This window comes from Streptomyces sp. NPDC059567 (assembly GCF_042735655.1).
GTDB lineage: Bacteria > Actinomycetota > Actinomycetes > Streptomycetales > Streptomycetaceae > Streptomyces.
Genome location: NZ_JBHWBS010000066.1, coordinates 34,531 through 42,953 on the forward strand (window position 1 = coordinate 34,531; position 8,423 = coordinate 42,953).

Sequence of the window (8,423 nt, forward strand, 5' to 3'; positions counted from 1 at the left end):
TGGGGCTGAGCGGGATGCCGTGGGCGATCTGACCGCGCTGCAGGGGGGAGGGCGGACCTGTCGTCTCCTGGTCGCAACCGTTCGGGAGTCGGCTCGTTGGCTGAGAGTGCCCACTGCTCCGTATCTTCCTGTCGCCGGCCCGCGTGGACTGCCGCTGCTGGGTAACCTGCCCGCTTTCGGCCGAGACCCGTTGGCGTTCCTGGAGCGTCTGCGCGACGACTTCGGTGACGTGGTGACGTGGTCGCTCGGCCCGATGCGGATCATCTCCCTTTCGCACCCCGAGCACATCGCACAGCTGCTCGAGGCCGACGAACGGTGCTACAAGACATCGGATACCGGCTGGGGATTCAGGCAGTTGCTCGGCGACGGCGTCGCCCGCAGCAACGGAGCTGACTGGCGCCGCAAACGAGCCCTCGTCCAGCCGGCCGTCCGCCCCCGACAGGTACGCGCCTACGCCACGACGATGGTCGACAGCGCTGTGGCGCTTACGGACCGCTGGCAGGACGGGAGCCGGATCGATGTGCTGCGGGAGATGTCTCTGCTCACGCAGCGGATCGTCGTGCGTACCCTGTTCGGCAACGACGTCGGGGACCAGGCCCGAGCACTCGGCGACGCGATGGCAGTGGCCGGGCGGGAGATCGGCGCCGAACTGCGGGGCATCGGGCTCTTCCTGCCGCCTTGGGCGCGCACGCCCGCCCGGCGACGTCTGCTTCACGCCGTCGCGGCGCTCGATACCGAGATCGATCGCCTCATCCGCGCCCGGCAAGCCGCTCAGGGCGTGGCCGGCGAAGGCAGCGATCTGTTGAGCAGACTCCTCACAGCGCGGGACGAGGAAGGCCGGCCGCTCACCCCCAGGGGGGTGCGGGACGAAGCGGTGACCCTGTGGTTCGCCGGCCACGAGACCACGTCCAGCGCGCTGACGTGGTCCTGGTACCTCCTGTCGGCATCCCCCTGCGCCCGGGAACGGCTCACCGCGGAGCTCGACCGCGTACTGGTGGGACGTCCGCCGACCATTGACGACTATGAGCAGCTGACCTGGACCCAACAAATCGTCAAGGAAGCGCTGCGGCTCTATCCGCCCGGCTGGATGGTCCCTCCCCGAGTGGCGCGGGACGGCGCTGTCCTCGGAGGGAGACCGGTTCCGGCCGGAACCATGGTCTGGTGCAGTCCGTGGGTCACCCATCGAGACCCCCGCTGGTTCCCCGACCCCACGGCCTTCCGGCCTGAACGCTGGGACACCGACCCCCTACACGCGTTGCCTCAACACGCCTGGTTTCCGTTCGGAGGCGGCACGCGCAGCTGTCTCGGCGCCCGGTTCGCCCTGGTCGAGGCAACATTGGCGATCGCGGCACTGGCCCAGCGATTTCACATCGACGTTGACCCAGGCGAGGTGACTCCCTCGGCCGGCCTGCAGCTCCAGCCAGCCACACCACTGCGGGCCACCTTGCGAGCACTTCCCGCTGACCGGCCCGGCGTGCTACGGGTGTGAGTAGTCGAGGCTCAGGAAGTACGGCCGAGATTGATCATGCTCTCTGAAGCAGGTTCGGAGAGGCTGGCGGTGTCCTTCGGCTGCTGTTCCCGTTGGTTCGGGTCGACGCATGTTCGGTTTGGACACCCCCGTTGGGCCGGTGCAGTCCGCGGCCCCCGATTCCGCGCTCTGGCGTCGGGGCCGCGTCAGCTCCCCCCGAGCATACGAAGGTCTTGATCTCCCCGAGCGGTCAGGGCCTTTGTGCCGCCGGGCTTTGTTCCGTGCGGCCCGGGCAGCCTGGGAGAGCGGCGCCGGGGGCGGTTGGGCAACGGGTGACCGGCGAGGCGCTCAGCGCCCCAAGATCATCCCGTGGCGGGTTTCTGGCGACCAGGCCCGCGTTGCCCTGCTCGAAGTCGGCCTCTCCCATCGGTGACCCGGGCGGCGACAACGGCATTGAACCCGGTGTGACCACGACATTCGGCTCACGCCCGTCATCGGCGTACAGCGCAGCGGGAGCGTAACGGCCACCCGTCAGGCCAGGGCCGCCGAACGGAGCACCGCCACCTGGGCCCGCCGTAACGCGGCCGACCTGCGCCGCCTCGCAGGCCAGATCACCGCAGATGGGAGCTGGTGAGCAGGAATCCCCTGATTGGTGACCAGGGCAAGGGGCGACCCGGAGCAGCTCGTTAGGGCGTGTATCGGAAGTACGTAGGATCGCCTTGACCAGGTGTTTCGCGTGACGGTGGCATCCTTGGCCGGTGTACTCATCTGATCACGTAGGCGCTGTGTTCTTCGATGTCGACGGCACTCTCGTCCCGGGGACCAGTTCGTCGGTCTTCCTGGCCGACTTCCTTGGCCATCGGGACGAGTTGGCCAAGGCCGAGGACGACTACGCCTCTGGCGCCCTGGACAATTGGCAAGTCTCCGAGCTGGATGCGGCGGGCTGGGCAGGCGTGCCCGTAAAGCGGATCTCTGGCTGGCTCGACGGGCTTCCTTTGGTCTTGGGCATTGCGGAGACTGTGGCCTGGTGCCGACGGAACGGGCTGGTTCCTGTGCTGGCTACCTTGGCCTGGTCCCCGGTCGGCAGCTACCTGGCCGACCGCTTCGGCTTCCATTCGTTCAGCGGACCTCGGCTGGAGATCACCGATCGCCGGTTCACGGGACGTGTGGCCCGCCACTTCGACGAGCATGACAAACGAGACTTCGCCCTTGCGCAGGCGCAAGAGCTGGGGCTGGCCCCCCACTCATGCGGAGCTGTCGGAGACAGCCGATCCGACCTGCCGCTGTTTGCATCTGTCGGGTTGAGCGTGGCATTCAATGCCTCGGCGGGTGCGCGGGCAGTAGCGACAGACACGGTGGATGACGACGACCTGCGAAGTGTGCTTCCCGTTTTGAGCCGCCTGGTCACAGCCACTCGTTGATGGCCGCGATGAGGACGGTTGCCTCGTAGCGGACGGCGAGCTTGTCGCACCTCGTGGCCACGGCGCGGTTCCTTTTGAGGCGATTGATGCCGCACTCGACCGCGTGCCGGGCCTTGTAGTCCTCGGGGTCGAACTTCGGAGGACGGCCGCCGCGGGAGCCGAGCTTCTTTCGGTTGCGGGCTTGGTCGGCCTTGTTCGGGATGGTGCAGCGGATGCCGCGTCTGCGCAGGTAGGAGCGGTTCTTCCGGGAGGCGTATGCCTTGCCGGCGCGCACCCGGTCGGGCCGGGTCCGCGGCCGGCCCCGAACCCATGCGGGCGACGCGGATCTTGTTCAGGACCGGCTCGAACTGCGGGGAGTCGCCGCGCTGCCCAGCGGTGATCACGATCGCCATGGGTTTCTGCCCCTGCTCGACGGCCAGGTGCAGCTTGGTGGTCAGACCGCCGCGCGAGCGTCCGAGGCCGTGGTCGTCCGGCTCGGTGACGACGCCGCCGGGCGGCTCGGCCTGCAGGTCCCCGTTTTCCTCGCCCCGGCGGCGTGCTGGTGGGCCCGGCAGACGGTGGAGTCGACGTTGATGTCCCAGGTGATGAGTTCCTTGACCTCGGCTTGGGCCGGGAGCTGGGCGAGGATCCGCCGCCAGGTGCCGTCCCGCTGCCAGCGACGGAACAGGTCGTACACCCGGGTCCATGGCCCGTAACTCGGGAACATTCCGCCACGGCACACCGGTGTGGGTACGGAACCGTATGCCGTCTATCAGCTGCCGCCTGGTCCGTATCGGCGGCGCCCCGGCTTCTTGCCCCTGGGCAACAGCGGCTCCAGCCGGGCCACGCGCTGCTCCTCGCCCAAAGTCAGAGGTCAGGGTTGTTGCAGGCGCGGGCGGGCTGTCCTGGGCGGGGAATGTCGCGACCAGGACGCAGGCGTGGCCGACAGGGTCGGCAGCGGCGCAGGTCGAGGGTGCCGATGGGAACGGCTGTCACGGGCCGGATTCCTGGGGGTGTCGGCGTACACGTGAATGAGCTCAGCGCGGGCCAGGGAAATGTGCACGGATACTCTTCCGGGATGCCTCTTGATCAGTACGTCTACTTCGCTCTGTCCAGTGAGCGCACTACCGCGCAGGAGATGACGACACTGCTGGGTATCCAGCCCGATGAGACGAAGGTGCGCGGAAGCCGCATCGTCCAGCCTGCGATACCTGTGTGCCACCGATGGAAGGTCGTGTGTCGGGAGCCAGGTCTGCGCGTCGATGAGCAGATCGCCCATGTGCTGGACCGGCTCCGGCCGCACACGGACCGCATCGCCGGTCTTGCGAGGCGGCTGGGTGAAGAACCTGGGGCGGGAAGAGCCGCAAAGCTTCAGGTAGTGCGCTACTTCAGAGAGGCAGACGAACCCAGCAAGGACAGCCACTTGCGCACCGAGGAGAAGCCAAACCTCTTCGGCTGGTCCCTCCATCAAGAGGTGCTGGACTTCCTCGCCGCCACTGGAGCCTTCCTGGACGTCGACGAGTACGACCTGACGGGCTGAGCACGTTCACTTGTACCGCCCTGTGCAGATGGGTGTGTACACCGACAGGGGGCGGGACCAGCTCGGTGGCGCTGGCCCGAGGTCCCGGCGGATCCCCAGGACGACACCCCAACGGCCGGAGACGAACAGCAGGTCGGCCGAACGTGGTGTCATGCAGCGTGACCGCCTCTGAGTGGCCACCCACCACAACCGCCACCACCTCGCCGATGTGCCCGTCGATGGGTCGCTCAGAGGTCACCCACAGCCCCGCCGTGGCGGGACCGCATCTGCGGCCAGGGAATCCTTCCTTGCCGAAGAGGACCACGGGGTCTCGACCCGGCTACTCGATGGAAGGGCAGGCAGCCGGGTGGGACTTCCGCACTTCCGTTTCGCCTCTGGTGAAGCCCGGCAGATTCTCAACGAACTGTCACTTCTCACCCCCCAAGGCAAAACTGTGAGCGAATCCAATATCTGGTTCTACCAACCCGCCGCGGGATACCAGCAGGGGACCGACCTCATCGGCTACAAGGTCGAGGCCACCGACGGCGCCATCGGAAAGATCAGCAAGCATTCCGAGGAGGTCGGCGCCTCCTATCTCGTCGTCGACACCGGAGTATGGATCTTCGGCAAGCATGTTCTGCTTCCTGCCGGAACGATCAAGTTGATCGACAACACCGAGGAGACGGTCTACGTCGACCGGACGAAGGACCAGATCAAGGACGCCCCCGAGTTCGACGAGATGAAGCACACCGGCAATCCCAGCTACCTGGAGCAGTTCGCCCGCTACTACCGGCAGCCACACATGTAGCACTGACCCTGGTTCAGGCCGAAGCACTGCGGCTGGCACGGTCACGCCAGGTCAGCACTGCGACAATGCAAAGAGGGGCGCGAAGAGCCGTCCGAACGCCGGGGGTGCACATGTCCCACGTGCCCATGGCCTCCTTTGACCTTCCAATCGGTGATTTCCCGCCCGGCGGGCGACGAAGTGGTCCGCCGACGCCGAGCTCGTCGGTGTCCTTCGGCTCGGGCAAGCGCTCGGCAACCCCAGGCGGAGACGCCGATCTCGCGATGCCCTCTCCTTCTCCCACGGCCGCGATCGCTGTTCCAGTTCGCACCGGCGGCGGTCCCTCACAGACAGGACGGAGTCGTGTCCACCACAGAATTTGATGCGGCGGTCGTGACGTCGCTGGTCGAGGACGCTGTGTTGGCGCCCTCGATGCACAACGCACAGCCCTGGAAGTTCGTCCACCGCACCGGCAGCCGCTCCATCGCGATGTACGGTGACCCCGACCGCACGCTGCCATACGGCGACCCCGACCACCGTGCACTGCACCTCGGATGTGGCGCAGCCCCGTTCAACCTGCGCGTGGCCGCCGCCCACAGCGGGCGGGCCGCCACCGTTCGGCTGTTTCCCGCCCCAGAGGACCCGTGGTTCCTGGCCGACACCATGCTCGACGAGCCCGCTCCCGAGCCCTCGGAACGTGACCTCGCGGACCTCCATCCCGCGGTACGGCGGCGTCACACCAGCCGCTTCCCCTTCTCCGACGAACAGATTCCCAAGCCGATACTCGACGGGCTTTGCTCCGCCGCTCTCCTGGAAGGCTGCAGACTGATTACTCCGGGCGCCTGGCACGCCAGCGCCGTGATGGAAGTCGTGCACGACGCCGAGCTCCTCGAGGCCGCTGACGAGGCAGTGCGCGAGGAGATCGCCACCTGGACACGCACTGGCAGGACCGATGAGGGACCTGACGACCAAGGCATCCCGGCGGACGCCCTCGGTCCACGGCAGTACGGCGTGGACTCCCCCGTGCGGGACTTCGACCCCACCCGCCGGGTCCCCGACCGCGCCGTAGCAGTCTTCGAGAAGCACCCGCACATCGCGCTGCTCGGCACGGTGAACGACACTCCGGCGGACTGGCTACGCGCAGGGCAAGCCATGCAGCGCATGCTCCTGCAGGCCATCCTCGACGGTCTCGCAACCTCGCTGATGTCGCAGCCCCTCGAATGGCCCGAGCTCCGGTCCTCCGTACGCGACCCGAGTTCCGCGATCGGCTTCGTCCACATGGTGTTCCGTCTCGGCTACGGCCCCCAGGGCGCGGCAACACCTCGCAGGCCCGTGGGCGAAGTCCTCAGCATCGAGTGACGGCGTCGGCGAGTCGCCGTCCTGCTCACCGTCACCACATGGCATGTCTATTCCCGGGACCGTTTCGACAGGAGCCCGAGCAGCGGAAGTGAGGGGAAGCCCGTGGGACCGAGCATTGACTACAGGGCGTTGTTCGCGGCCACGCCCAGCCCCTATCTGGTGCTGGGCCCTGACCTGGTGATCGTCGACGTCAACGACGCGTACCTGCATGCCACTGGCCGGAGCAGGTCGGACCTGGTCGGCCAGTACATCTTTGATGCCTTCCCGGACAATCCGGCGGACGCTACCGCCGATGGGGTGCGGAATCTGGGCGCCTCGCTGCACCGGGCCCTGCAGTCGAAGCAGCCGGACACGATGGCGGTGCAGAAGTACGACATCCCCGTCGCTTCCCGGCCTGGAGTGTTCGAGGAGCGGTGGTGGTCGCCGATCAACACCCCCGTGCTCGGGCCGGACGGGCAGGTGGCGTGGATCATCCACCGAGTGGAGGACGTGACCGAATTCGTCCGCTCCCGCCCGGCCCGCCCGGCAGGCGGACCGCTGGGCAGACGAGAGGTGATGGAGGCCGAGCTGTATGCACGGGCGCGGGAGCTGCAGCGGCTGAACGAGGAACTGCGCCACGCGCATGCCCGAGAGCGGCAGGTCGCCGTCGCCTTGCAGGAGGCCATGCTGCACTCGCCCGACCTGGACCGGCACCGGAATGTCGCGGTGCGCTATCTTCCCGCGGTCGGGTCACTGAACGTGTGCGGCGACTGGTACGACGTCGTGGATCTCGCCGACGGCTCGTTCGGTGTCGCGGTCGGCGACGTCGTCGGCCACGGCCTGGAGGCCGCCGCCGTCATGGGCATGCTCCGCAGCGCGCTGAGCGCCGCCGTCCGGGCCCTGACCGAGCCGGCCAAGTCTCTGGAGGTCCTCGGCCTGTACGCCCGATCGGTCGAAGGCGCGCTGGCCACCACCGCCGTCCAGGCCGTGATCGACACCCGCCAGCAGCGGATCGCCTACAGCAGCGCCGGACACCCGCCACCCGTCCTGGTGCACCCCGACGGCACCTGCGACCTGCTGGACCAGGCCACCGATCCCCCGCTGGGCGCCCGCCCCGAACATGTCCCCCGCCCCCAGGCCACCCTGCCCTATACCCCCGGTGACATCCTCGTCCTTTACACGGATGGGCTCATCGAACGCCGCGACCAGGACATCGACGCCGGCCTCCACCGCCTCACCGACGCCCTCGCCCGTCACGCCCGCATGAGCCCCGACCGCGTCGCCGACGCCCTGCTGGCCCAACTCGGCGTGGCCGGCGGCGCCCGCGACGACATCGCCCTGATCATCGTGCACCTATGACGGCTCGTGCCTTGGCCGCCCGGGTCACTCCCGAAGGTCCTGATGCAGCCGCTGTCGCAGAGTGAACATCGCCCCGGCATCCGCAACGCGAGCGAAATGATCGAGCAGCACCTCCACGCGGGCGTTGTCGCCATCCCGCACCGCCGATACGATCGCCTCTATCACCTGGCGTAACTCAAGAGGCGCAACCGGCTCACCCGGCTCAACGGAATCCACCATTCCCGCCCGCTACCCGCCACACGCTCCGCAACCCTCACTGGATCAAGTGAGATCGCGGGTCAAGACGTGTATCTCGCCAAAGGCCCTTCCTCACCGGGGACTTCGGCCGAGGAGCTCAGCTCCAACTGGGCAGTCGGTCGGTCGGAAGCCATCGGCGCACAGCGTTCACGGCGAGGGAAGGTTTGTGCGTCTGCCGACTGCGCGAGCTCGACCCCTCGTACACAGCTTGCCTGCTCAGCAGGGGTGGCCGGGGAGCTCGTGGCTGCGGGCGCGGCCGCGCGGGCGCGGCGCAGCTCGTCGGCCTCGTCGCGGACGGCGTCGAGCCGGACTTCGAGC

7 protein-coding genes and 1 pseudogene are annotated in these 8,423 nt (G+C 68.0%); 6 read left to right on the forward strand and 2 right to left on the reverse strand.

Annotated elements, in window-relative coordinates:
• Positions 1-106 precede the first annotated feature (106 nt).
• A complete protein-coding gene (locus ACFVZW_RS25415; protein WP_384525422.1) occupies positions 107-1,489 on the forward strand; it encodes a cytochrome P450 in 1,383 nt (460 codons plus the stop codon).
• Positions 1,490-2,253: 764 nt separating this feature from the next.
• Positions 2,254-2,889, forward strand: coding sequence for an HAD family hydrolase (locus ACFVZW_RS25420; RefSeq protein WP_384525425.1), 636 nt, complete (start codon positions 2,254-2,256; stop codon positions 2,887-2,889).
• On the opposite strand, the pseudogene ACFVZW_RS25425 reads toward ACFVZW_RS25420, so the two are convergent.
• Positions 2,873-3,739: pseudogene (locus ACFVZW_RS25425) on the reverse strand (IS5 family transposase). The gene ACFVZW_RS25420 and the pseudogene ACFVZW_RS25425 overlap by 17 nt on opposite strands.
• A gap of 207 nt (positions 3,740-3,946) precedes the next feature.
• Between ACFVZW_RS25425 and ACFVZW_RS25430 the strand changes: the two are divergent.
• From ACFVZW_RS25430 to ACFVZW_RS25445, 4 genes are all read left to right on the forward strand, one after another.
• Entirely contained in the window at positions 3,947-4,408 is a 462-nt protein-coding gene (locus ACFVZW_RS25430; RefSeq protein WP_384525429.1) for a DUF4279 domain-containing protein, read from the forward strand.
• A 433-nt stretch (positions 4,409-4,841) separates the two neighbouring features.
• The gene (locus tag ACFVZW_RS25435; RefSeq protein ID WP_384525432.1) at positions 4,842-5,195 is read left to right on the forward strand and encodes a PRC-barrel domain-containing protein; all 354 of its coding nucleotides are present in this window, start codon (positions 4,842-4,844) and stop codon (positions 5,193-5,195) included.
• A 339-nt stretch (positions 5,196-5,534) separates the two neighbouring features.
• Positions 5,535-6,530, forward strand: coding sequence for an Acg family FMN-binding oxidoreductase (locus ACFVZW_RS25440; RefSeq protein ID WP_384525435.1), 996 nt, complete (start codon positions 5,535-5,537; stop codon positions 6,528-6,530).
• Positions 6,531-6,632: 102 nt separating this feature from the next.
• Positions 6,633-7,868: a PP2C family protein-serine/threonine phosphatase gene (locus ACFVZW_RS25445; protein WP_384525438.1), complete on the forward strand. Its 1,236-nt coding sequence runs from the start codon at positions 6,633-6,635 to the stop codon at positions 7,866-7,868.
• Between the two features lie 24 nt (positions 7,869-7,892).
• Here the strand turns inward: ACFVZW_RS25445 and ACFVZW_RS25450 are convergent, their stop codons facing one another.
• Positions 7,893-8,087 (reverse strand): hypothetical protein, encoded by a 195-nt coding sequence (locus ACFVZW_RS25450; RefSeq protein WP_384525441.1) that lies wholly within the window; start codon positions 8,085-8,087, stop codon positions 7,893-7,895.
• Positions 8,088-8,423: the final 336 nt, after the last annotated feature.

Bases quoted from the DNA above. Each gene is read 5' to 3' on its own strand.
- ACFVZW_RS25430 (WP_384525429.1), top strand. From the start codon at position 3,947: ATGCCTCTTGATCAGTACGTCTACTTCGCTCTGTCCAGTGAGCGCACT.
- ACFVZW_RS25450 (WP_384525441.1), bottom strand. From the start codon at position 8,087: ATGGTGGATTCCGTTGAGCCGGGTGAGCCGGTTGCGCCTCTTGAGTTA.